Here is a 24,175-nt window from a genome sequence, read left to right as displayed (position 1 = left end):
ATTTCGTGATAAAAGCAATAACACAGGTTACTTTCATCGCTTTGTTTATTTGCAAAGTAATTTTGTAACCGAAACTAAAGCCCTTATTGAATTAGAATCAGGTGATTTAGAATTAATTGACTTAATCAGCATTAAATTTGTTGATAAGCTAGATACTACATCTGAGAAGTAGATACAATTGATTAAAGTCTCATTAAGCTCATACCCTTTATTGTATTCGCATATCAATAGGAAAAAAGGAGCAGATGAGAATTCATCCAATATATCTATAGCAATTAATTACTAAAAATCTCACTCCCTTTAGTAATTTTTCATATATTGATCGTCGATTAATAAACCTCATCTTCTCCTTTATTTTTAACCAAACCTAGATGAATACATTATATGATGTTTATGCTGATGTTATTAGCAAGAATAAAAATGGATTATTTTTCGTGCCCGCACCTACAGGTATGGGCAAGACAAAAGCTGTAATCGACCTATTGGATAATTCCCCTGACCAAAAAATTATTTACACTACCTATTTTAATGGGTTAGCAAAGCAATTTTATAACGATATAGGTGAAAGAGGTATTCACTTAAAAAGTAATCCAGATCATATTATAGATTTAATTAAAAATAACACCTTACAAAGGTCCATTAAGGATTCCCTAATATTTAATCATAATCCAGAAATCCATCGTAACCTGAAAACTCGCCTTTTAAAAGTACAACGGTTCTTACAATATGATAAAGAACAAGATTATTCTATTATCTCTGACGATGCATCCTGGATTTACAACCACATAAAAAATAATTACATTTTAGATGAAGATACTAAAAGACTAATATTTCCAATTAAAAGGTTTTTAGAAGGAGACGAGAAAATTTTAGTTGCTTCAATTCAGAAACTTATGAAACCCTCCTATGATGGAGATAGGGTCCACAGCCTAATGAGTTTCAAGGATTTTATAATAATAATTGATGAATTTGATTTTACATATAGATGGATCCTTAATCAAATAAGTGATGAAAAGGAGTTAAGAAATATTTTTATTTTTTTAGAAGACTTTATTGACTGGAATCAAAGAAACCCTGCAGTTAATGACGAGTTAGCTTCAATTTGCGATAAGTTTATCTCCAAGCTAAAGAAATATAATATTGAGTTCCCGGAACGTCATTATTTTATTAGTAATTTAGATAGACCTGAAACCCTTAACTCGGCTTTTCATTCAACTAAAGATTTTTTGAAGAGAGGTTACTATTTAGAACAAATACCTGATCAAGATAACTTTTTGATCTCCAATCATAATAGTGGTATATATTCAAATGTCTTTTTCAGGGTTTTTACATCAACTATTAGTAGTTTAATTACTTGCTTAAAGAAAATCCATGACAAAAAGGGGGAAAGCTATTTTAACTTCATTATTAATGATATCTGGAGTAAGCATAACGATGATTCACCTGGCAAGATTTATAATTTCCTCTCTTCCACAACACCATACTTCTTCCGGATTCAACCTCAAAAGAACAATTCAAATATTAGTAAATTTTACAGAGGGAGCTTTAACTTCATTGAGGCTTCAAAAGAAGACTTATTAATAAACAAAAGGGTAAACTTAAGCTATTCTCAATTAATCTCTACACCCGAAAAAATCATAGATCAGATTTCGAGGAAAAACCTGGTCATGGGTATAAGTGCTACTCTTCAGATTCCTAGAAATATTAATAATTTTGATATTTCTGAATTGAGAAAACAACATTACTTTATAGACTGGACAGAAGAGTATAAACAAGTAATAAAATCAGAGATTGAAAGGAAAAAAGACTTAAGAGAGACTACTATTTCCTACTACTCACTTGATGATAACCATCAGCCTTCATATATAAACCTATTTAAACTTTTAAAGAATAACGGGTATTTACTAAAAGAAGATGAGTTTGATAAAGTAATTGACATTAGGCATAACAGGCTTTTAAGGTTCTTCACTTACTTTGATTTTGTGGCCACAAAATCAAAATCTAAAACTCATTTGATTTATGCAACTACATTTAGTCAACTAAAGGGGCTTTTTAATGATGAAAATGAATTAGTATTTTCAAAAATTTGGAAGGAGCTGAAAATTACAAAGCATAAAATTCATTTCGAAATATGCATTCAAGGTAAGGTTCTTAACTTATTTTTCTTAAACAAGAACTCTTATCGTTTCATGAAAGAAGACGATCCGGATTATAAAAATATCTTCAATAATGGAAATTATGCTACAATTGTTATAACTCAATTCGCCAGCGCCTCCAATGGCTTAAATCCAATTTGTTTTAAAAATAATTCGTTAGTCGATTTTGACGCGATTGCCATACTTGAAAGGAGTTATTATGCTCTCCATAATATAAGCCATAGAGAAGAAAAGAGAAAAGAAAAAAAAGAGAATTTTTTTCTATGGGCCAAATTACTCTTTAATACAGACATTTCATTCGAGCAATATCATGAAGGGCTAGCTTCTGGCCTTACAAGGCTAAATAAGATTTATCTTGAGTCACAAGAATATCCAGTATATATGGCTGCTCTAATAATTCAGGTATTGGGTAGACAAGATAGAAAATGGGAAAAAACAGATCACTGCGAAGTTATCTTATGGAAAGACGTAGAATCAATTTATACTAAATTTCTAACAGACCCTATTTATACCTCAAATTTTGAATTGAAAGAACGAAATAATTTCAAATCAGCACATTTTAACGAACTTGATAGCTTAATAATTAAAAACACTTCAGTTGAACTAATTAAGGATAGTATTAAAGCTCATTCAATTGAAGAGGAAACCTTCTTATTAAAGGAAGAAATTAATTCTCTGTTGCTAGGGCTGAATAGTTACAGAAAAGGCGGAGATGAGGATGGCTGGGTCAATTGGCTAAGTATACGGCAAGATGTTCTTATTCAAAAACCACCCAAACTTAAAAATTGCTTTATCAAAACACCTCACTTTCATAACCAAAAGCTTTGGTTAGATGGCCTTAACGTTTATCCACCAAACGCGAATTCTGGACAAGTTATTGACTATAGCTATCCTTATACTTTGGTCTCAAAAAATAAGAACGTTATTCGCCATTTTGAACATTATGGTTATGAATTAGAATACAGACATAGTCAATTTCAAAACATCAGTGTATGGCATCCATTATTTTTTCAGGCAATTGTCTATGGTGCTTTAGGAGAAGAAGCAATTAAAGCAATCTTGTTTAGTTATGGCGTAAAATATTCCAATGTTACTCAACGAGAATTGGTTGAACTAGCCGATATTCAAACAGGGTCTAATTTTATTGATGCAAAGCTGTATGGAGAAAAAACCATTTTACAATTAATGTTCAAAGGGACTGATTTAATAGAAGATAGTATTAGTAAACTTAAAACCATTAGATTTTATTATCCTGAAGCAAGGTACTTTATTGTTAATTATGCTTCGAGTAACGACACTTTAATCAGCAAGGGCTTTGATTTGTATGGTAATCAAGTCCCCATTGAGTCGGCTGATATTATAACATGCCCAGGAATAACCAACATGCATTCAGGAGAGGAAAGGAATGCTGTTTTAGAGTCACTTCTTTACGAATTATCCAAATGAAAGAAATAGTAAATCAAACAGCATTATATTTTGATTTAGCTAAGTCTAAATTAAATGTCAATATTTTTAAAGTTCAGCTTCCTGCTTTTACTGGTCAAAGAAAATACATTGAGGCTCATAATTGGTTGAAAGGTAAATTTAATTTAGCATATTATTTTAACAGTTTTAAAAATACCGCATTCATCGTTGGAGAATCAAATCTCCACGAAAAAGCATTACTAGAAGAGGAATTTCCAGATTGTATTAAAGCTTTATTTAGTTATGCTTCTTATCAATCTCATAATAATGTCCAGTTTAAGAGTAGCTACAAACCTATCTTATTAGTAAAAGCATCTAGTAAAAATTTTCTCTCAGCGCTTGAATTAGATGTTACCCATGATTATAAAAAAGGGTCTTTTATTTTATTAGAAGACCATGCCATAACATTCAGAAAAGTATCTGCTATGGATATCTATAGAGGAGAGCTTGCTTACATACCAATACAAAGAGATAACCTACAGTATTTTGAACAAATTAAGCCTGAGGCGCTAATAGGGAAATCCGTGGATGTTTACCAAAAGTTTTCCTCACTAAAGTATAGAAGCCAGGTAGACTTCATGGATACTCAATCAAGAAACAAATATGAAAAGTCAAGAAATTCTATATTATGGAACTATTTGAAAGAGACAATTGATTTTTTTGAAACACTTGGCTTAAATCTCAAACAAGTGTCCGGTAATTTCTCAAAAGTAAAACAACATAAATTAACACTGGATACTAGTTCTGAAGAATATCATTTTATAGACTATCGGCATAATAAAGATATAGAGCTACCTGCTTTCCTCAATAATAGTGAATCACTTAATAAAATAATTATTTTGGATTACACTAAAGAGGCCGCTATTAAGAGTGGAATAGAAGATGAGTACAAATATTTAAAAAATAGATATGCTGTAAGTCACATACTAAATGTAAACAGTAATGATTCCAACAGTTCAGATTACTTCAATTATGAAATAAACTCAGAAGAACTGAATATGAAGCTTGAAATCATTGAAAATCAACTTCTTCTAAAAGGCATACTTGCCGGACACAAGAGTATTCAACATTTACCCGATTTAGAAATAGCTAGAAAATATATATATGTTTGCGCCAATGATGTATTATATTTTGAGGATGATAAAATAATTGTAGAATCATTAGCAAATAGTAAAATCTCTGACATTCTCATCTCCGCCTTTATTGAATACTCTGGATTTCAGAAAGCTATTCCTAATCATATTGCTTTCATGGTGGACCGGGAAACAGGGAATATTGTTATGATCACTACTTTAAAAAAGAAATTTCTTTACGCTTCAAAAACAGATGACTTTAATCAAAGAGAGGATTTAAAGCCAATTCAAGATTTTTATTTGGATGATTATCCTGAATATAATCAATTTCTGGAAACAACTTTTGCCGGTGAGACATCATTTGAAGATATTTTAAAATACAAGAAGGAAATCTACCCTTTACTGAAGATTACAAAAAGCACTATGCTTCAAAACAAATATAAAATGCCTGGCAAAAAATCTAACCTAAAACTTCACCAGGGAATATGGTTTGATGATGATAATCTAGAATACTTTTGTGGGTTTGAGTATAGTATGAATATTAAGCAGAGTAACTCTTTCGCAATACGTAGAATTATACCACTAAATGGTCATTTCGTTAAAAATGAATATTTCCAATTAATGAATGTAGATTTTATCAGGTCAAGTGGCAGCCCTGTTCTGCCTTATCCTTTTGGCTTGTTAAACATATACCAAATAGAGACAAAAAATAAAGGCGCAGATGAGGTTAGATAGTATAATACTGATCATATAGAACTTTAACTTTTGATAATTTACTCATGGCATTTGACACATTTTGATTCACCAGTACCCCTACGAATCTTTAAAAAATTCAGAAACTATCATATTATAAGCTTCATTGTAATATTCTGTACTGATTTTATTCTTTGACACCATTAGCCTATAATCCTTTAAAAATTTCTTTTTACTCAATATTTCTATAGATGAATTATTGATAAAATACCTAATAAATAAAATAATAGTAGATTCATTTTCTCCATTACTTTTTAACAAGTCTATACCACTAAACAAATCTATTAATTTAGCTCCATGAACATCTAAGCTTGAATTTTCTATCGTTTTCTTTAAAGCTAAATATATATTGACAGCTTCCTTATTTCTCCATAACGTCCAAAACTGTTTCCACATTGAGTGCTTCACAATATCATCAACAACATAGTTTACAAATGACAGGTCTTCTACATAAAAAATCTCGTAAATATTAGGACTCTCTTCCGCCGTAAGCCCACTTCTTTTTCTTGTTAAAGTAAGCATTCCCTTGCCATCGAAAATCTCCTGATTTCCTAAATTTTCTCCTAACAAATAACCTCGAATCAGGCCTATCTTATAAAGTAGGGTAGAGTAAGGTCTGATGGGTATATTTTTACTTATGGAGGTCTGAGAAAAGATTATCTTCAAATCATCAAGCGAATATTCATCTTTATACTTCACAATTACAAAGTGCAAATAATCGAAATAAGCTTCGCTTACAGAAAGAATAGTATCTGGAGGTAAATTTTTATTATTGTCTTTAGATGATTTAAGAATAGTTAGAGCATATGTGAGACATTCTTGGTAGGAAAGCTTATCTGCAGAAAGCAAATACTGGATAAGGTATGGAAAATCATCATCATACTTTTCCTTGCTACTGTATTCAGATATATAATTTTCAACCATTTCTTTCTCTGGTATTAAAATGTCATTAAAATTTATACCTTTTATAAAATTTATCTTTGCCAATTTAATCCAAGGGATTGATTTGGAATCACTTACTATTTGCTCTGGTTTTCTTGATTGACTGATTGAATTATACAAATCATTAAAATTAATAATTTTTTCCTGCAGAATATCTTCTGTTGGTTGATTTTCAATAGGTTCAAGCAGTACAACCTTCATCACACGCAACCAATATTTGTAAATCTTACCCTTATCTAATGTTGCCATATCGATAGTTGTGATTAGATTATTTTTAAATATTCTAAAATGATGATGTTGCTGCTTAACAAAATCATTTTTAATGTTAAGTACGACTTCATCAATCCTATTCTGAAACAATGGAAGATGACGAAAACATTTCAATCCAAATGCCAGGTTAAATGCTCCGAAAAATGTGAAGGCCTGTTCGGTATCACATGTCTGGATAAGATTATTAGCTACTCTCCAAAAGTTTTGACCATGAGTTTTGGCATACTTCTTTATTTCTACAATACTCTGAGACTCTAAAGCTACCCTTAATGGTGATTGTAACAATATTTCATAACCGTCATTTCCATCTTGGACGTCAAATAAAATCATTACTAGTTCTTCATTTACTGTTGAATGATTTAAGACCCGGTTATCTGTCAGAGTTGGTATATCCCCATTCACTAGCATTTGGATAAATGTTTGTTTAGGCAATCTATCTCGCGAATAAGAGTAAAGCAAATCTGAAAAGAGGAACCTTTTCATCACATAGTAAGCCAACACTTTAGTAGATATTTGATTCGTAAAATGCGTTCGAAGAATACCAACCTGATTAATAAAGATTTTCAATTCTCTTGGAGAGGGACTAAAATCTGGTTGTGAATAAATTTGGTGGAATACCATTTTAATATCTTCTATATCACTTTGAGGCCAACCAGTGAAAGCCTTTTTAATTGCGTTTTCTGAAACACTCAACCAGTCTTTAGCTACAGGGTTTGGCACTAACATTCTGAGCTGAACATTTTTCTCCAGGAATCTTTCTAATATATCTTCAATACTATTTTCTAATACCAATCTTGATTTTAAACCTTTTGCATCATATGGCACAACAGTAAAAATTTTATGATAATTAGAATCAGTTCTAACCTTTAAATTTTCATTAGCAAGTCCAAAATTTTGAATCAGTGAGATTATTTTTACTGTATCATCTGGTAGAACCCTGTCAATATTATCTAAAACTATTATAACTTTTTCTTTCTTTTCATTTTTAAATATATAATCAAGTATTTCATTAAAAAACTCTTCAAACTCAATAGAAGTGCGTTCATCATCTTGATAAGTAGTCTCTTCAATACTCTCTAAACTATTACTTTGTAAGAAAGCCCAATTGTAAGACGCATATATATCAGAATACTTTTTTATTTTCTTTGTTGGCCAGGAATAGATATGAAGTATTAAGAAATTAAAAAATAGAACAATAATAGGTAGACAAATTGCAATAAAGCCTGCAAATGCTTGCCAATGTATTTCTCCTTTAAAATCCAATGAATATGCGCCTTTACCTATTGAAGAAAGTATAGCAAGTCCAATGGGGATAAATAACCCTGATAAAGCAATCCAGAAACCCAATTTTGTTGTGCTTCTTTTACTCTGAATATTTTTTTCAAAAAACTGTCCTTTTATTCTTTTAACAAGTTTAGCTATTTCCTTAAGATTATCATTCTTCACACTTTCTTTAGGTAGGCATTGAGAAATCATGCTTTCTAAAAAAATTCTACGCAAAGGATCTCCTTCATGTGCCCATGCATCAAAATAAAAAAGCAGGAGATTTGACTGTCTCTCTACTTTTTTCTTTAATAGATTTATAATTGTGCTTTTACCAGATCCATATTTCCCTTCAAGTCCAATCGTAAAACCTGTTTCATTATTTCTTATAGTATTGAACAATGTTTCCGAAATCCTTTCATGGGCTTGATTTTGAAATTTATCCTCTAATTCTGCTTGTTCAAGGATAACTTTAAATGGATAAACATTGGAAGAGTTAATTGCCATAAGGTTGAAATTTGATCAGCATAAAAGGTGAAAATACTAAATTTTCTCTCTTAAATTTAATTATGTCTTCATGTTTAGCTAGAAAATTTTCGTAAGTTTCTTTTGAGCCTATCTTTCTTCCAGTAGTAAAACCTTTTGCTTTCCTAGATCTAATTCCAGACTTGATTCTGTAACTCATTTGCTCGTTTTCAAGCCTGGCCAAATCTGCCATTATGGTGACTATCAGTTTTGTGAAAATCTCACCAGTTTCATTATTGGTATTAATGGTTGCTCCAATATTATGAATATAAAGTGCTACTCCAGTAGTTTTTAAGTACTCTATCAAATTAGATACTTTTTCAGAGAAGACCTTGATCATCTCAAATCTCTCTACACCTTTCATATCATTAAGCTGCCTTGCTGTAGATTGATCCTTAGTCGAAACCCTTGTATAAATTATGTACTAAAAGTACCATTTTAGAAGGATTTTCAACCAAAGGGGGGGATAGAAAGAGATGGAATCTATTTTCTGATGGAAGGAGACAAGAAGGTAGAAGTGCGGGAAAATGTTATTGAATGGCTGAGAAAAATAGGTGTAAGGGAGTAAGGTATATTTCTTAAAGATATTTTTGGCTCATTTTTCTCAATAACCTTTTATAGGATAAATCTTATAAAGGTAACTATCAAATAAATGTAAAATTTGTCATATCTATACAGACATACTGTGCCTTGCGTCCCTCTCTTGGCTATATTCCAACTAGTCGTAGATCACAATTATAGTTAAGTAAAATTTTACTAAATTACTATCCATTTCCTAATTCAAATATACTATGAATAAACTCGAAAAAATTATTAATCAGACCAAAGGAAAGCACTCTGATTGGCAGGAAAAGCTCGATCTCTATATACATGCTAATTGGAAACCCGATGAATATGACGAGGAAGAATTTATGAAAATCATAACAGGTATGAATGATATATTTAAAGATATAGCAGATTGCTTTTATAAATACGGTAATTTTAAGGATAGTTGGGATGACAATTATTGTAGAATGAATCCTTTTGGACAGCACTTGTTGCTGAAATCTATTAAAACTAATGACACATTTGATTTTGGAATAGATTTAATGGATGCCACAATTTATTTGAATTGTTACCTATATCATCCCGAGAATTTAAAATACGCAGATGATGACTATTGGGAACTCCTACTTTCACTCAAACAGTTTGGAGATTTTGAATTCAAACAAAATGCAGGTATATCATCTACCGAGGAAAAGTATTTCAATGGGAAAAAGAGTAATCTGTTCAAGTTACTTCGTAACTATTTGATATATGAAATTGATAATATCAATTTGCCAAATGATGAAAGAAAATATGATTTAGATTTAGGTTGGTATGAAATCAAATGGAAGATTGATTGCCCTTGGGAAGTATTAGTGGGTAATGCCTGTCGGGCGTTTAAGGTACTTTATAAATTAAACTATCAATTATGGAAAGTATCTGATGTGAAAAATAAAAAGCTCATTAATGTCTATTAATTGAGAATAATTAAAAGACAATATCATTGCAAGGAATGGCATGAGTTTTCTATGAGAGTTAAATCTAGAGATAACTACTGTTGCGTTAAATGTGAAAGAAGCTCAAAACAAACATCTTTGCAGGTTCACCATTTAAAATATGTCCCCTACAAGAACATATGGGAATATAATCTTTTTGACTGTGTTACTCTTTGTAAGGGATGTCACGCAAGAGAACACAATAAGATTGAACCTTCTTTTGGTTGGACATTAATTGATATTACAGATTTAGGAGAACTTAGTGGTATATGTGAGAGAAAGGGATGTGGTACTGAAATAAGATATGAACATTTAACATATCATCCTGAATGGGGTTATAAAACTGTTGGTAGTACATGTATTGAATACCTTACAGTTCAAGATCAATTTATGAGTAAACATGTTCTCGATTTATTCAAGAATATAAGTAAATTCAGAACACAAGCTTTATGGTATGATGGTTTTACTAAAAAGAAAAAGAAATTTACTTATTCTACACACTCACACAACCAAATAAGAATATATGGTAGCACAAACAACCACTCATATCAGATTCTATTAAAAGAAAAAGGTGTAAGATGGTTTGATTTTCAAGATATTTGGAATATTCCTAACACTGATCTGGAAATTGTAAAAGAATTAGCGTTCATAGCTTTGAAAGGATTAACATCTACTGACCATGAAGAAAAAAAACAGCTTAGAGTAATTTATTCTAACCTCAAAATTTACGGTATCAAATCTTATGGTTAAAGATCCTAAGAATGTTATGAATAGTATGATAGTTGTAGATTTATACGGAGACATTATGGAACTTTACTACCGAGTTATCCATAAAGGCAATATTGTAAAGAATAACACCCTGAAAACAATCAACTGAATAATTCTCCCAATATTTGTAAGAAGCCATATCTCTAAAGAATATTTTGTCCCATTTTTCTCATTAACCCATTTTGATCTGAAAGATAAAAAAGTAAACTAGTCTAAATTAGATGGCGTCAAAATACAAGAACCCTGTCACTAGGCCTAATGGAAATGAAGTAAAACGGTTTCCACTATAGCTCTAATTTCTTATCCTTTTTTTCAAACAAATTTAAAGTAATCAATAACTTTACAAGGCATTGAACATTCATAAAACAAAACCTATGAGAATTAGACTTCTACTTTTTATTTGTTTAGCTCCCATAATAGGTATGGCACAAGTACCTTCAGGATATTATAATGGCACTCAAGGAAAATTAAAGGATGAATTAAAAATGACCTTGCATAACATCATTAAGGATCATACAGAATTCCCCTACACAAGTTCAAATACTGATGTTTGGGATATTTTAAAAGTTGCTGATGCCGACTCTATTTACCAGGATTCTGTTGTAGGAATTTACTCAGGCTTTAGAATGCTTGCATCTGAAGAGTATAACAATAATACTGGTTGGAGCCGGGAACACGTGTGGGCGCAAAGTAGAGGCGAATTAGGTACAAATAAAGGGCCGGGAACAGATACTCATAATTTGCATGCAGAGGATATTTCAACCAATTCAGCCAGGTCTAATAGAAATTTTGATTACGGAGATACAGAATACATTGATCAAAGTGGTAAATACTCTGGTCCTACAGGAAGCTTTACCAGCAGCTCTGCCTATGTCTGGGAACCTAGGGATGAGGTAAAGGGAGATGTAGCCAGGTCAATTTTCTATATGGCAACCAGGTATGAAGGAGAAAATGGCGAACCAGATTTAGAGCTAGTTGAGGAACTACAAGACCAAAGTAGCACTTCTCCTGTTCATGCTCGACTATCTGTATTACTTGAATGGCACCAATTAGACCCTGTTGATAATTGGGAGCGTAGAAGAAATGATGTTATATATAGTTATCAGGAGAACAGAAATCCTTTTATAGATCATCCAGAATTTGTGGATAGGATTTGGGGAGAAGCTCCAGTGAACCCTTGCGACACAGTAATTCTCCATTATCAGTTTAATCCGGATTCCTTATTATTTAACATAGATGAATCCCTAACTACTATAGTTGCTGATTATTCCTTTCAAGTTTCCGGATTAACTAACCAGTTATTTATTATCCCTCCAGCTAATTTCACAATTTCTTTAGAAGAGTCATTTGAAACCTATATTGAATCAAATGATACCTTAAAGCTCACTAGTGTCAATGGCGATGTCCAAAAGGAACTATTTGTACGTTATGAAGGTGAACATAAAGATACTGTTGTAGTAGACTCAATTCAGCATATAACTACCTGTGATTCGATTTTTTATCAACCGTTAAAAGTTCAGTTTCAGAAAACAGAAGAGCCTCCAGTAACAGGATCTGCAGATGTTATTAGCGATAAAATTTTTGTATACCCTAATCCAATACGTAATTCGGCAACTTTCCAAGTTGAAGGTTTTGATTTTACCACTTTGTATAATGCAAATGGATCAGTTATTTTCAAAACTTCTAAAAGTAGGAAAGTTGAAAAAGCACTTGAGAAAATACAGCCGGGAGTATATTATCTACATATCTCAATGAAGGGTAAACTGTATACACAAAAGCTTATAAAGCTGGAATAGAATTGATTAAAGAAAGTTTGCCACGTTAATCTTGAAAAAATGGAAAAGGATAAGAAAAAGATAATTTATTTAGATATGGATGATACGATCTGTATCTACAGGAAACAATATGAAAATTATAAAGAACTTTATCCTGAAGTAGAATTTCCGCAATCAGTTAACGGATTCTTTAGAGAGTTAGAATTTTCAAAGGGTGCTGAAGAAGTAGTGCAAAAGCTTTTTAAGGACTCGAGATATCAGGTTTACATATTAACTGCTCCTAGTATTTATAATCCTGCTTGCTACACAGAAAAAAGGATTTGGGTAGAAGAGAAATTAGGGTTTGATTGGGTAGAGCGACTAATCATTGCGTATGATAAATCTTTGCTTAAAGGTGATTATCTGATTGATGATTATGCTGAAGGCAGAGGTCAAGATTTATTCGATGGAAAGCTGATTCACTTTGGTTCTAAAGATTTTCCAGATTGGGAGTCTATAGGGAAATATTTCGAGTAGGTGTTTATTAATAAAACAAATTTCATGGTTTCCATTCAATACGTTTCTTTTGCCTATCATTTGGTTTGGGTTGTTTTCTGCCCATCATTTGAAGTTTACACAAATATGAAAACCTTTCATCAAAGGGTTTCTGGATAAACTCTCTTGCCCAATGAAGGTCTTGCTGCTCTGGCGTCATGTTTTCTTCCCATTGAATCTTCTTCATAACTACTGTAATGTTTTTTATTTAAACAAAATACAAAGGATCTGATAATAAAAGCATTATACAAATACCGATTAGAATCCCAACAATAAACCAAAAAATAGAACTATTTTAAAATTTTTCTATCTTCTTTGTTGGTTATTTCTTTTATTTATATCCTAATTAATAATAAAGTAGTTTCGCGAATCTTCTTATGAAAATTTAACCTACCTCTAAAAATGACTGACTATTTGATTATTTTAATTTCTTCGTTACTAACTCTTTGCATGTTCCTTTTAAAAAACTACAAAGGGGTCTATTTCTTATTCACTAGATCTTATCGTTTTGAAAAGATGAATTCCCATCAGAACACGCTCACTATTTTAGAATATGTTGATGACCCCAACTTAAACTTAATATATAAGGATAGTCTAAAAGATGAGGCATTTGAAAGAATATCCAAATTGAGAAATCTTGATAGAAAAGTAAGAGATAAGCTGATAACCCTGTACCCACAAATCAGAGAAGAATTTAGTATAAATCAAATTAAGCGGGTAAAGGATTATTTTTATCTTAATAAAACAAAAATAAACCTTCGAGTATCTTCTATAAAGAATATAGTGATCATTGAAGTTATAAATACAGTATTTTTTATTTGTTTTGTTTATCTTATTTTACTGTTGCTAGTAGCTGCAGCGTCATGGGAAAAACAATATTTTAATCGTTCAATTATTCTTTCGACAATAATATTGGCTGGTGGTTATGTTGTTTCTAATCTACCTAGGAACAAGTTATTATTAAAACTGGGAAAATACCTGAATATGATTCAATCCTAAAGTCTCATTTACTTTTGTTAAAGTATCGCTATCTTTGGTTTTTTGCAGGAGGTGGTGGTCTGCCACAACCTGGTGAAATTTCATTGGCACATAATGGGGTACTCTTTTTAGATGAATTACCGGAGTTTAAAAGAACTGTTTTAGAAGTAATGCGCCAGCCTTTGGAAGAAAGGAGAGTTACTATCTCCAGGGCCAAAGTATCCGTGGATTTTCCGGCCAATTTCATGCTAATGGCCAGCATGAATCCTTGTCCATGTGGTTATTATAACCATCCGGAAAAAGAATGTGTTTGCCCTCCGGGTGCCGTGCAACGCTATCTCAATAAAGTGAGCGGCCCACTTTTAGACAGAATTGATTTACATGTGGAAGTGACTCCTGTTTCATTTGAACAAATGACATCTGATAGAAAGGCCGAAAGTAGTGATACTATCAGGGAAAGAGTGATAGCAGCGCGTGCTGTTCAGGACAAGCGTTTCGAAAATCATCCTGAAGTACATTCCAATGCGCTGATGCCTTCTCAAATGGTAAAGGAACTATGCCTGATTAGTACAGCCGGAAAAGCACTTCTGAAAAATGCAATGGAAAAACTGGGGCTTTCTGCCAGAGCCTATGACCGCATTTTAAAAGTATCACGCACTATAGCAGATTTGGCTAAAAGTGAGGAAATCAAAATAGAACACCTTGCGGAAGCTATCCAATATAGAAGTTTGGATAGAGAAGGCTGGGCAGGCTAAAGGAAAAACAGGTTATTAATAATTTACAGGCAATGTTGTGAAGCAAAAGCAAGTATTTAAAGTTACAGTACCTGTTTATTATATAATAAATAGATGATAATAGAGTTTAGTCCTTATTGTTACAGAAGAATGCTGCTAATAAAGCCAACTAAACTACTAATTATCTAACATAAACTATGTTAAAAGCTATTTTTACTGCATGTTTAATGGTGTTAATCACACTTGACTCCTTCTCCCAGGAGTTGGAGTATGAGATTTTTGTATCCGATAAGCATGTAGGAGGTATACTGGTGACCCAAAAAGAAATATCCGAAGAAAAAGTTTATTATTCTGCTGTAACAGATGTGGAATATACACTATTTAAAACCACTCAACTCGTTTACTTGTACGAAGCTATTTATCAAAATAATGTATTGGAAAGCTCGTATTTCGTTCATAGAAAGAACGGAGAGTTAATAGAAGAAGCTAAGTTACAGAGGGTACATGACTCTGAAAAATACATCTCCAATAAAAATCAACAATCCGAAACATTGGAAGGATTGATCAACAGGAGCATGGTTCAATTGTACTTTACCCCGCCCAATGCGAGAGATTCCATTTTTTCTGAACGCTTTCATGAATATATCAAAATTGCCAAACTACCAGATGAAAATAAATATATGTTTGAAATTCCTAATGGAGATAAAAACATATATGAATATAACAGCGAAGGTATTTGTACTAAAATAAAGGTAAGTTCCAGTTTTTTGAAATTGGAGATTATATTAAAACCTGGCGGGGAAAAATAAACTAAAAGTAGTTCCCAACCCAGGCTCACTTTCTATTTTAATTTCGCCATTTAAAATATCCATTTGGCTTTTCACCAGAAACAAGCCCAGTCCCTTCCCCTCCACATGAGTATGGAAACGTTTGTACATACCAAATAATTGAGCTCCATGCTTCTGTAAGTTAATTCCCACCCCATTATCCTTTATATGGATAATAAATTGATCCTCCGTTTTTTCTGTGATAATATGTATAAAAGAATTCTCACCTGGAGCCCTATATTTAATGGCATTGGAAATAAGATTATAAAATATACTCTCCGTATAGGTAGGATTACATTTGAATTCTGAAAACGCTCTTGTGTCCAATTGAATTTTCACCCCATTGACTAAAATAGTGTTTTTCAATATTCTTTTTACCTGATTTACCTTCTCTTCAATATTCACCCATTCTATCTCAATTTCGGATCCTTTCCTTAATTCAATAATGGAATTCATATCTTTGATTACCGCATCCAGGCTATAACTTTCATCTTTTATTTTAGAAAGGATCATAAGCCACTCTACTTTTTCTGTATCAGGATTTAATTCTAACAAATTTGTCAGGCCCAGAAGTCTTGCCACAGGGGCTCTTAGGTTATGGGCTGTCATAAAAGCATATTGCTCTAATTGTTGTACATTTTGAGCCAGTTCCTGATTGCTTTGCTGTAAATCATCTGTACGAGTGGTCACTTGATGCTCTAAATCATCATTATACTTTCTAAGCATGATATTTTGTTGCTCAATAATGCTTTGTGCCTCTATGAGTTTATCATTCTTGGCATTGAGCTCCTCATTCTGCTGGAGCACTTCATCCTGCTTTTGCTTAAGTTCTAAAGTTCTTTCTTCAATACGTAGCTCCAACTCTTCATTCTGGTTTTGAATCAGCTCCTGGCTTCTAGTCATTATATCAAGCACATTCTTTTGAGCCTTTTTTTTATCCACCTCAAGTAATCTGTATTTATAGCCTAGAGAGATAGATAAAAGGATGACCTCGCTTACCGCCCCAAGCTCCAACACATGGGTAGTAATAAAATTAACAGGTAAATAACCCAGGTTTCTCAGTGTATAGAGCAACACTCCCATTAAATACATGACCCAAGCCAGGGTGAAGATTCTTGCTACCTTCACGTTCTTCACCCAAAAGAATATGCCACTGATAAATAATAGTACGCAATTAACCGATAGTATATAATTTGCTATTAGCAAACTGATTTTGTAATCCACAACAAAGGCACTTAATATAATCAACAAACCCAGAAGTTGCATGCCTTGAAAGATTCTGTGGTAGGCTATTGAATATTTCTTTGACTCCAAAAACCTGACTGCAAAGAGATTGCCTGACAATATCCATAACCCTATACCAAAAACAATCACATGGTTGGCCCACCATGGGTTATCGTACCATACATATTGAAAAGCATGGCCATTCAATGCAGAAAGAGTAAGCAGGTTCCCTGCAATTATTCCTACATAAAAAATATAACTAAGGCTGCGGGCGGCAAATGCCAGGAATAAATTATACAAAAACATAACGATCATTATGCCATAGAAAATACCGTAAACAATTTCTTCCTTGAGACCTGCGGCTAGCAGGTCTTGCTTAGGCATAATCTTCAATGGTAAAATGATGGATCCTTTATTTCTGATTTTAAAATAAACAGTAGTTTTGTTGCCATAATTGAGATGAAGGGGAAATACAAAGTTTTTATGGTCAATTATTCTATCGGCAAAAGGAATTCTGTCTCCTGAAAACATACGCATCCATTCACTACTTCCGAAAATTTGTGAAAAGAAACAAATGGAATCAAGTGTAGGAAAAGCTATTTCCAATACATAAGGAGTATTAATGCTATCCAGTAGTTCAATGTTAATTTTAAGCCAGACAGTTACATTTTTTAACCCAAGGCTAGGCACTTCATCTTTACTTCGTGTAAATTTTTCCTGGTAATTCGCACTTTGTATTTGATCAAAAGTAAGTTGGTTGGTTTCATCTATTAAAATCATTAAATCTTCTCCAATTCTTTCATGAGCTTTACCTTGATTCAATTGTATTATTGGCTCTTGTGAGGAAGTAGCCTTGGTGAAAGCACTACTGTAGAATAATAAGCCAAAGAGAAACCCTAATTTAAAGATGTATTTCATTTACTCATTTATAAGCTTTAAGCTTTGAAAGCTACAGAAATAAAACCATTAGGACAATTTATAATTACAGGAAAAAGCACATAAAAAAAGCTCCCTTGAGTGGGAGCTTTAATAATAGTTAAAGAATATGATCTTAAAACATTAGTCCGCTTCAGTTAAAGGAACAGGAAATTGCTGAAATACCTGATCACCAGCTCTGTCGATCGGTAAATTGGCTGCATTTAATAAACCATACCTTCTCAAGTCTACCATTCTGTGACCTTCCGCCCATAGGGAATATAAACGTTGTCTGAGCAATTCGTTAGTAACCGCTGCTTCAGTGGCTGCTCCGGAATAAGGATCTAAACCGGCAGCCTCCCTAATAATATCCAAATCATTAATTGCTCCAGGAATATTTTCTGTCTGCAATTTTGCCTCAGCAGAAATCAACACTAACTCTTCATTTCTAATAATATCAATAGGAGAAGTTGGTGTAGGGTAAAGTGCTGTCTCATACTGCCCATTCAAACCATCTTGAGAAGCAGCATTCTCTCTTTCCGCCATCTTTCTTTCTATTCTCAAGTCGCCTTCTTCAGCATTATTTATGATGGAATCATGTACAACAATCATGTCTCCATTATTACCAGGAATTTTAAATAATCCATTCAGTTGATCGCCAGAAGCATTAGAGAAACTATGCTTTGGCCCAACTCCTAAATCACCATTTGGATCAAAGAAAGAATCATCCAAAAGCCCTGCAACTGAACTCCACTCTTCTCTATAAATAGCAACTCGTGCCGCTAAGGCTCTATTGAACTGGGCAAAAGTAGCAGGTGTATTAAAGTCATCAAACCCTGAAGAAAGATCAAAGGGAAACGCACTTCCTGCATCACCAAGTTGGGTATAAGCAGTATTCAATAAATCAGCAATATGTTCCAAAGCCACATCTTTGCTTACAAAAGGGCCTAAATCATCTGGATCAGCCACGTCAATCCTTATCCCATTTTCATCCAACATGTTTAAAACACGAAGTTTTTGTAATGCCTGAACGGTATTGGCAAAACCCCTGTAACCGCTTTTCTCCTGATCAGAAACCAGCTCAGTATTGTCTAGAGCTCCCAAGAGAATGTTGGTATTCTTCACATTTGAATAACTACCATTGTATGGGCCATTTAGATAGAAAACATTATTATCTAATTGCCCCCCATTCTTACCCAATAAATCCTCAGTATTCCGTGGATCTGCATTGAATAAATATAACTCTCTTGCTATGGTGCCTGTGGACGTTACATACAAAACATAACCATTTCTCATTCCTGACTCTATTCCAACCACTAGGTTATTCAATTCGTTGACAGTTGCATTTGAATTATATTGTTGCAAACTAGGGTTGTTAGGATCTACTTGATCTTCAAATTCACAAGAAAAGAAAAGAATAGCAGAAAACGCCAATAACCCTTTTGTTAATGATTTTATATTAAATTTTTTCATGACTTTTTTCTATTTAAAATTCTAAAGCTAGGTGAAAATAAACTTGCTTCGTAGATGGGTATGGATTTACATCTAACCCTGTAGATAGCCCTGCTCCACCTTTTGTAGATACTTCAGGATCATATCCTGTGTAATCTGAGACAGTCCAAAGATTTCGGCCGGAAGCACCAATTTTTACAGTTTTGATTGTCCCATTAAAAACATTGACAGCTGATTTTGGCAATCTGTAATAAAGTGCTATTTCTCTCAACCTCATATACGAGGCATCTTCTATAAATCGCTCTGTATTAGGATTGGAAATTCTATCAATTCCTGACTGATCATCTAAGTCTCCAGTTAACCCTGCTAAATCTGTTAAGAAGGTTGTCAGGTTTAAGTTATTACCTCCCTGCTTCACATGAATCAAGAAACTGAAATCAAAATTCTTAAAGAAGTTCATACTATTGAAGAATGACATTTGAAAATCAGGCTCTGCATCACCAACTGTAATCACTTCGCCATCTTTAGTTCCTTTCAATTGTGTCACAGGTTCTCCTTCTTCAATAAAGGCTGTTCCAAGACCTAAGCCAAAACCCGAACCAGCCGGAGCAAAAGGAGGAACATCCATTCTTGTTATTTTCGACCTGTTAAACCAAAAATTGGTGGTGGAACTCCATATGAAATTCTCATTCTGAACAGGAGAGGCATTTAATGCCAGTTCCAAACCTTGGTTTTGCAGATCGGCTAAGTTAGTAACTTCTAATCCAAAACCAGTAGATGGCTGTAATGCTCTTTGCAGAATTAGGTCGTAGATATTTCTATTATAATAAGAAGCCTCTAATGAAAGCTTGTTATCAAATAAAGTCATATCGATACCTGTTTCAAATTCTGAAGCTGTTTCAGGAATTAAATCTTCACTCCCCCTTAAGCCACCAACAGAGATACCCGGAGAACCTCCAATATTAACTGCCTGAAAGCTGGTGAACAAGGAACCAAAACCTGCACTTGAACCTGTTTCTCCATAAGCAGCTCTTAGCTTTAATTGATTCATTAATTCAAAATTCCAGAAATCAAAATTTGCTAAATTTAAAGCTAATGATGCTTTAGGAAAATAGTAAAACTGGTTTTGGTCAGCGTTCAAAGTAGATTTATCAGCTCTTATACCTAAAGTACCAATCAATTTATCTTCATAATTAAACTCCTGTTGTGCAAAATACCCAAATTCTTTTACGTTTTGTAAAGTCTGGTCAAGCTCCTGCGTTCCAGATTGACCTAAGGTGGTTTGACCCGGTATTAATTGTGTAGCCTGATTATATACTAAATCCCTGCTGAAAGTAATATAAGCATATCCTACCTGAGAAGTTAATTGCAATGATCCGCCACCTAAGTAGTTATCCCAAACCAAAAACCCTTGATTATTGGTATTGAAGATATTATTCTTACCTACTGCAATAAATCCATTTTGCAATCCACGTTGCGCCTGATGATATTCCGGTACATACACATAGGTTTCTAAGGAATAAGTGTCAAATCCCCCATTCCATTTAAATTTAAGAAACGACTGGTCAGTTTCCCATAAATTAACATCAACGCTTGCACCCTGAATATAACGATTGATATCTTCATCATTAATAGCTTTATCCCTTACCAAAAGCATGTTACCCGCTGCATTAGGATTATCAGGATAGTTTCCAAACTCATCCGGGTATAAATTAGCCCAAGGTCTTGTAAAAGCCATATTATAACCCATACTCAAACCTCCCTCATTTTCATTACCTGTAAACCCTCTTTGCGTCTTAGAGTTGATAAAGTTACTCGAGGTCGTGAATTTAATTCTATCATTCAATTGATGGTCAATATTCGCACGAATACTGGCTCTTTTATACCCGGTATGTTTTATAATACCTTCTTCATCCCTCAGGGAAGCACCCACATAGAATTTAGTGTTTTCACTTCCTCCATTGGCACTAATCCTGGTTTCTGATATTAATCCGGTCTCCCCATAAATTTCTTCTTCATAATCTACTAAACCTCGTCCATTTAAGGCTTCAGTATAACGGGCAACTTCTCCTGCTCCAAATTCACTTTCTACCAAAGCGGCTGTCCAATCCCTTTGTCCAATACCCACTTTTCGTTGTATGGTGCTGAAACCAATATCCTGAGAAAGATTCACTTGAGTTTCTCCTCTTTTACCACGTTTTGTGGTAATTATCACCACACCAGCATTTGCTCTGGATCCATAAATAGCTGCCGCTGAAGGGCCTTTTAATATTTCAATGTTTTCAATATCACTTGGCGCTAAATCCGCTATCCTGTTAGATGCATTTTCTTCATTTCCTGAGTTAGCCCCGGAAGCATTTCTTAATCCGCTGGGGATTTCATCATTACTTACATATACACCATCTATGATAAATAAAGGTTGGTTATTACCGGTAATGGAGGTTACACCTCTTAACCTCATAGCTATACCTCCTCCGGGAGCTCCGGAACTGGAAGTAATATTCACCCCTGTTACTTTTCCGTAAAGTGCATTATCTAATGTGGGTTGATTTGTAATACCAGTTAACTCTTCAGAAGAAACTGTTGCTACTGCATTCCCCAAATTAGAACGTTTTACACTTGTAGCCAATCCGGAAACAACTACTTCATTAAGCCTGGTGATATCTTCTTCCAAGCTGATTGTTATTTCACCTGATGTATCAGGGTTTACTGCTACTTCCTTTTCAGCAAAGCCAATAAATGACACAACTAAAATTTCCGGTTTTGAGATATCCAGCTTGAATTTCCCATCTAAGTCTGTTGTTACACCAGAAGTGGATCCTTTCTTAACTACTGTTGCTCCAATCAATGGTAATCCATCAATGGCACTTACCACCTGTCCTTCTATAACCCTGTCTTGTGCATAGGAAAAACTTCCTATCAGGAATAGAATAATTAATAATAGATACTGTTTTTTCATAGGTATATATTTTGTTTTTATACTAAAATGGTTAACATAATTTTAATATAACGGAACTTTTCAAATATTTGCAAATTTTATGAACTATATCTGCGAAAATGATCGTTTCGACCCATAAAAAAAGCCATTAATCGGAGATTAATGGCTTTTTAACACCGGGAGGCGTCTGGAAATACTACAAATTCTTCATCCAGGCATCTCTCAATTTAGCAGCTTCAGAAGCTGATTTTTCATTAACGGTAAAAATATGTTCTTTTACTTCTTCCTTGGCAATTATTCTACTTGCGAAATTGATCTCCTCCTCACCTCTTAATACTGTTAGTTCGTACTCATAACCCACAGGCTGTTGAGACAATGTGCCCAATACCATCCTTGCATTTTGAAGACTTACTTCATTGCCATTTACTTTATGCAAAATGTCATTTACTTTCACACCTATAGTAGCCAATGAATCAGATGGCTCTATGATAATAATGTTGCCATCAGCTACAGTTAGCCCGTATCCGAGACTTGGCACCATATCCCCAGTTTTTTCAAGACGCTCATAATTAATTCCTAATTTATTATAATACTCTTTAATAGGTAAGGGATTTGCATTCTTCACATACTTATCAAAGAATTCTGCTATTTCAGGATAAGTCATTTCAACGAAAATATCAAAAAAATCTGCCTCCGGAAATGCATTGTCAGGACCATATTTTTTTGATAATTCGTTCACAACTTCCCGCAGTCCACGCTCCCCATTAGAGAGCTCCAATAAACGGATATCAAGCAATCCTGCCACCAATGCTCCGCGCATATAAATATTCCCATATTGCTTTTGGCCTTCAGGAGTGTAAGAGGTTAAACTTAATTTACTTAAACTATAAGTCGAATCGTATCTGGCGTCAACATAAAGCTTTTGTTGTAATTCCTTAAAAAACTGCTCTAAATCAATCATCCCGGCACGCAACTGCATTAAATCAGAAGCCCACTCAGTTACTCCTTCATACATCCACAAATGTTCTGATGCCGTTGGCTCAATAAAGTTGAATTGCTCAATAATTTCACTGTGAATATTTAAAGGAGTGATGATATGGAAAAATTCATGTGCAGCAGTACTTGTAATACTGGCGGCCATTTGTGGTGACCATGGCTGCTCTGCATAAATGTACTCTGAGCTATAAGAATGTTCCCAGGCTCCCCAGGTTTCGTCCTCAAAGTGGAAAAGAAAAGTGTACCTGTCAACGGGGAACTCCACTACAAAATCATCTGCGGCCTTCAACATTTCCTCCATTGCGCCCAATAAATCATCAGAGGCAATCATGTCCGTTTTAGAGTAGGTGTAAACATCAATGTTAGTACCTCCCAGGCTCGTGTTTGCTTTTGTTAACCGCCCTAACAAAATAGGGGAATCCACAATGTGGTCGTAATTATCGGCAATATACAAGCCTTCCTCATTTGGCACTAATGCTGTACCAACTTTCCATTCGGCAGGATATTGCAATTGAATGCTCATTGGCTCGGCTTGCATGCCCGAGAAATAACCAAATACAGTTTGTCCATTAATGAGCACATGGTCATCCTCAATGGAAGATCCACACATTTTGTAAATGGTGTTCTCTTCTACTTTGGTGTCCCAGGTCTCCGCTATTTCGTATGTTATAGTTTTTACCTTCTTCACCTTCTTTGTCTCCACAATCTGGAACTGATTAGTGGATAATTGTTTGGTTTCAATTTCTCTGCCTTTTTTATCCAAAGCTTTAAAATTTTGAACAAAACGCCCCATGTCCATAATTTGATAGGTGCCGGGAGCAGTGGCTGCAAACTGGTAAATATTATTCTCCTCACTTAGTTTCCGGTCTATCTCCAAACTTACTTTAAATGTATCGCCTTCACGATCATTCAGGTTGACAGTATAGTTCAAATCTTGCGCACTCAAACTGTGAATAGTACACAGCAGGCTTATCAATAAAATAGTTCTTTTTAACATTTTCTTCTTATTAAATCTGGTTTTCAAATGTAAATATAAGTGACTGGGGATAGAAATGTATTACCGTTCAG

Annotated in this window: 15 protein-coding genes and 1 pseudogene; 9 read left to right on the top strand and 7 right to left on the bottom strand. The window is 33.8% G+C overall.

Features of this window, described 5'->3' with window-relative positions; translation table 11 throughout:
- The first annotated feature begins 371 nt into the window (after positions 1 to 371).
- Positions 372 to 3,602, top strand: a complete 3,231-nt coding sequence (locus JKA74_RS11635) for a hypothetical protein (protein ID WP_201431364.1) — start codon at positions 372 to 374, stop codon at positions 3,600 to 3,602.
- The gene (locus JKA74_RS11630; protein WP_201431363.1) at positions 3,599 to 5,428 is read left to right on the top strand and encodes a hypothetical protein; all 1,830 of its coding nucleotides are present in this window, start codon (positions 3,599 to 3,601) and stop codon (positions 5,426 to 5,428) included. The genes JKA74_RS11635 and JKA74_RS11630 overlap by 4 nt, the downstream gene beginning before the upstream one ends.
- A 78-nt stretch (positions 5,429 to 5,506) precedes the next feature.
- Here JKA74_RS11630 and JKA74_RS11625 read toward each other — a convergent pair whose 3' ends face one another.
- Together JKA74_RS11625 and JKA74_RS11620 are read right to left on the bottom strand one after the other, a co-directional pair.
- Positions 5,507 to 8,428 carry a P-loop NTPase fold protein gene (locus JKA74_RS11625; RefSeq protein WP_201431362.1) on the bottom strand — a complete coding sequence of 974 codons (2,922 nt, stop codon included), beginning with the start codon at positions 8,426 to 8,428 and terminating at the stop codon, positions 5,507 to 5,509.
- The gene (locus JKA74_RS11620; protein WP_201431361.1) at positions 8,418 to 8,810 is read right to left on the bottom strand and encodes a recombinase family protein; all 393 of its coding nucleotides are present in this window, start codon (positions 8,808 to 8,810) and stop codon (positions 8,418 to 8,420) included. The genes JKA74_RS11625 and JKA74_RS11620 overlap by 11 nt, the downstream gene beginning before the upstream one ends.
- A 427-nt stretch (positions 8,811 to 9,237) precedes the next feature.
- Here JKA74_RS11620 and JKA74_RS11615 point away from each other — a divergent pair, with 427 nt between their 5' ends.
- The 4 genes from JKA74_RS11615 to JKA74_RS11600 all read left to right on the top strand — a co-directional run bounded on the left by JKA74_RS11615 (position 9,238) and on the right by JKA74_RS11600 (position 13,025).
- On the top strand, positions 9,238 to 9,948 hold the full coding sequence (locus JKA74_RS11615) for a hypothetical protein (protein WP_201431360.1): 711 nt from the start codon (positions 9,238 to 9,240) through the stop codon (positions 9,946 to 9,948).
- The gene (locus JKA74_RS11610; protein ID WP_201431359.1) at positions 9,949 to 10,716 is read left to right on the top strand and encodes an HNH endonuclease; all 768 of its coding nucleotides are present in this window, start codon (positions 9,949 to 9,951) and stop codon (positions 10,714 to 10,716) included. It begins immediately after the preceding gene.
- 392 nt (positions 10,717 to 11,108) lie between these two features.
- Complete coding sequence (locus JKA74_RS11605) at positions 11,109 to 12,530, top strand: endonuclease (protein WP_201431358.1); 1,422 nt, start codon at positions 11,109 to 11,111, stop codon at positions 12,528 to 12,530.
- Positions 12,531 to 12,569: 39 nt separating this feature from the next.
- A complete protein-coding gene (locus JKA74_RS11600) occupies positions 12,570 to 13,025 on the top strand; it encodes a 5' nucleotidase, NT5C type (protein ID WP_201431357.1) in 456 nt (151 codons plus the stop codon).
- Positions 13,026 to 13,047: 22 nt separating this feature from the next.
- On the opposite strand, the gene JKA74_RS11595 is transcribed toward JKA74_RS11600, so the two are convergent.
- Positions 13,048 to 13,230 (bottom strand): hypothetical protein, encoded by a 183-nt coding sequence (locus JKA74_RS11595; protein ID WP_201431356.1) that lies wholly within the window; start codon positions 13,228 to 13,230, stop codon positions 13,048 to 13,050.
- Between the two features lie 215 nt (positions 13,231 to 13,445).
- Here JKA74_RS11595 and JKA74_RS11590 point away from each other — a divergent pair, with 215 nt between their 5' ends.
- From JKA74_RS11590 to JKA74_RS11580, 3 genes and pseudogenes are all read left to right on the top strand, one after another.
- On the top strand, positions 13,446 to 14,042 hold the full coding sequence (locus tag JKA74_RS11590) for a hypothetical protein (protein WP_201431355.1): 597 nt from the start codon (positions 13,446 to 13,448) through the stop codon (positions 14,040 to 14,042).
- A 47-nt stretch (positions 14,043 to 14,089) separates the two neighbouring features.
- Positions 14,090 to 14,776, top strand: a pseudogene (locus JKA74_RS11585) (YifB family Mg chelatase-like AAA ATPase); the annotation flags it as partial.
- A gap of 176 nt (positions 14,777 to 14,952) precedes the next feature.
- Positions 14,953 to 15,564, top strand: coding sequence for a DUF6134 family protein (locus JKA74_RS11580; RefSeq protein WP_201431354.1), 612 nt, complete (start codon positions 14,953 to 14,955; stop codon positions 15,562 to 15,564).
- On the opposite strand, the gene JKA74_RS11575 is transcribed toward JKA74_RS11580, so the two are convergent.
- The 4 genes from JKA74_RS11575 to JKA74_RS11560 form a co-directional block, all read right to left on the bottom strand.
- Positions 15,541 to 17,724, bottom strand: a complete 2,184-nt coding sequence (locus JKA74_RS11575; protein WP_201431353.1) for a sensor histidine kinase — start codon at positions 17,722 to 17,724, stop codon at positions 15,541 to 15,543. The genes JKA74_RS11580 and JKA74_RS11575 overlap by 24 nt on opposite strands.
- Positions 17,725 to 17,865: 141 nt before the next feature.
- Positions 17,866 to 19,194 carry a RagB/SusD family nutrient uptake outer membrane protein gene (locus JKA74_RS11570; RefSeq protein WP_201431352.1) on the bottom strand — a complete coding sequence of 443 codons (1,329 nt, stop codon included), beginning with the start codon at positions 19,192 to 19,194 and terminating at the stop codon, positions 17,866 to 17,868.
- A gap of 13 nt (positions 19,195 to 19,207) precedes the next feature.
- A complete protein-coding gene (locus JKA74_RS11565; RefSeq protein ID WP_201431351.1) occupies positions 19,208 to 22,132 on the bottom strand; it encodes a SusC/RagA family TonB-linked outer membrane protein in 2,925 nt (974 codons plus the stop codon).
- A gap of 175 nt (positions 22,133 to 22,307) precedes the next feature.
- Positions 22,308 to 24,104 (bottom strand): M61 family metallopeptidase, encoded by a 1,797-nt coding sequence (locus JKA74_RS11560; protein WP_201431350.1) that lies wholly within the window; start codon positions 24,102 to 24,104, stop codon positions 22,308 to 22,310.
- Between the last annotated feature and the right edge of the window lie 71 nt (positions 24,105 to 24,175).

The organism is Marivirga aurantiaca, from assembly GCF_016679925.1.
GTDB lineage: Bacteria > Bacteroidota > Bacteroidia > Cytophagales > Cyclobacteriaceae > Marivirga > Marivirga aurantiaca.
This window is presented reverse-complemented; position numbering and strand designations above follow the sequence as displayed.

Coding starts and splice junctions, on each gene's coding strand:
- JKA74_RS11635 (WP_201431364.1), top strand. CDS start 372: ATGAATACATTATATGATGTTTATGCTGATGTTATTAGCAAGAATAAA.
- JKA74_RS11630 (WP_201431363.1), top strand. CDS start 3,599: ATGAAAGAAATAGTAAATCAAACAGCATTATATTTTGATTTAGCTAAG.
- JKA74_RS11625 (WP_201431362.1), bottom strand. CDS start 8,428: ATGGCAATTAACTCTTCCAATGTTTATCCATTTAAAGTTATCCTTGAA.
- JKA74_RS11620 (WP_201431361.1), bottom strand. CDS start 8,810: ATGAAAGGTGTAGAGAGATTTGAGATGATCAAGGTCTTCTCTGAAAAA.
- JKA74_RS11615 (WP_201431360.1), top strand. CDS start 9,238: ATGAATAAACTCGAAAAAATTATTAATCAGACCAAAGGAAAGCACTCT.
- JKA74_RS11605 (WP_201431358.1), top strand. CDS start 11,109: ATGAGAATTAGACTTCTACTTTTTATTTGTTTAGCTCCCATAATAGGT.
- JKA74_RS11600 (WP_201431357.1), top strand. CDS start 12,570: ATGGAAAAGGATAAGAAAAAGATAATTTATTTAGATATGGATGATACG.
- JKA74_RS11595 (WP_201431356.1), bottom strand. CDS start 13,230: ATGAAGAAGATTCAATGGGAAGAAAACATGACGCCAGAGCAGCAAGAC.
- JKA74_RS11590 (WP_201431355.1), top strand. CDS start 13,446: ATGACTGACTATTTGATTATTTTAATTTCTTCGTTACTAACTCTTTGC.
- JKA74_RS11580 (WP_201431354.1), top strand. CDS start 14,953: ATGTTAAAAGCTATTTTTACTGCATGTTTAATGGTGTTAATCACACTT.
- JKA74_RS11575 (WP_201431353.1), bottom strand. CDS start 17,724: ATGAAATACATCTTTAAATTAGGGTTTCTCTTTGGCTTATTATTCTAC.
- JKA74_RS11570 (WP_201431352.1), bottom strand. CDS start 19,194: ATGAAAAAATTTAATATAAAATCATTAACAAAAGGGTTATTGGCGTTT.
- JKA74_RS11565 (WP_201431351.1), bottom strand. CDS start 22,132: ATGAAAAAACAGTATCTATTATTAATTATTCTATTCCTGATAGGAAGT.
- JKA74_RS11560 (WP_201431350.1), bottom strand. CDS start 24,104: ATGTTAAAAAGAACTATTTTATTGATAAGCCTGCTGTGTACTATTCAC.